Below are 730 nucleotides of genomic sequence, written 5' to 3' on the forward strand. Positions count from 1 at the left end.
TGTGATAACTACTACATTGCTCACTCCACTTTCGCCACAACTGTTGATACATGTCGCTGTATAACTTCCAGCGGTGCTTACACTGATGCTGCTGCCTGTGGCATTCGTACTCCATTTCAAGCTACCACTGCAACCTGTTGCTGTCAACGTTGCTGTCTCTGCATTACATAAGCTGTTTCTGTTCGTTGAAATTACTGGTGCTGCTGGGCTGCTACCTGTTGTGATAACCACTACATTGCTAACTCCACTTTCACCACAACTATTGCTACATGTCGCTGTGTAACTTCCTGCTGTGCTTACACTAATGCTGCTGCCTGTCGCATTTGTACTCCACTTCAAGCTTCCTGTACAACCTGTCGCTGTCAACGTCGCTGTCTCTGCATTACACAAGCTGTTTTTGTTCGTTGAAATTACTGGAGCTGCTGGGCTACTACCTGTTGTGATAACTACTACATTGCTCACTCCACTTTCACCACAACTGTTGATACATGTCGCTGTGTAGGTACCTGCCGTGCTTACACTGATGCTGCTGCCTGTGGCAGTTGTACTCCATTTCAAGCTACCACTGCAACCTGTTGCTGTCAACGTTGCCGTTTCTGCATTACACAAGCTGTTTTTGTTCGTTGAAATTACTGGAGCTGCTGGAGTCGTACCTGTCGTGATGGTTACTACATTGCTCGCTCCACTTTCGCCACAACTGTTGATACATGTGGCTGTGTATGTGCCTGCG

1 pseudogene is annotated in these 730 nt (G+C 47.1%); it reads right to left on the reverse strand.

Annotated elements, in window-relative coordinates:
• A pseudogene (locus ABR854_RS25745) lies at nt 1-730 on the reverse strand (hypothetical protein); the annotation flags it as partial.

It is taken from the genome of Emticicia sp. W12TSBA100-4 (assembly GCF_040253585.1).
Lineage (GTDB): Bacteria > Bacteroidota > Bacteroidia > Cytophagales > Spirosomataceae > Emticicia.